The 440-nt window shown below is 56.6% G+C and carries 1 tRNA gene; it reads left to right on the forward strand.

The annotated features are described in order from the left end of the window. Positions 1–48 precede the first annotated feature (48 nt). Positions 49–125: transfer RNA gene (locus tag GVL52_RS29150), tRNA-Met, on the forward strand. Positions 126–440 lie beyond the last annotated feature (315 nt).

A 440-nucleotide genomic window follows, 5' to 3' on the forward strand; every position in this document is an offset into this window, starting at 1 on the left:
CCATAGGGATTTACGCTCGATCGGGACGACAAGTGGTCGCCCTGTTGGCGCGGGGTGGAGCAGCCCGGTAGCTCGTCAGGCTCATAACCTGAAGGCCGCAGGTTCAAATCCTGCCCCCGCAACCAAATCTTCTAACTGACAAACGCAAGCATCCCCGCAGACCGAAATGTCGCGGGGATCCTTGCGTTTGGGAATGCGGCAGGCAATGCGTAAGCGGCGCTTGTCTACACCTTAACGGTGATAAGTTTGTGCCGTTTTTGAGGAAAGCGACTGTGAGGGCAGTGGCAATGGCAACAATTCGCCAGCAGCGGACAGAGATGGCTCGGTTTGTCTGAACAGTTTTGGGCGTTTGGCTAAGTGGATTTCCGCCTCGATTATGCCGCCACCATCATTGGTGCCAGCGCGTTGAAGTAGGCCTGATCCGGCGTCTTCCGGTCAAG

This window comes from Rhizobium sp. 18055 (assembly GCF_902706285.1).
GTDB lineage: Bacteria > Pseudomonadota > Alphaproteobacteria > Rhizobiales > Rhizobiaceae > Rhizobium.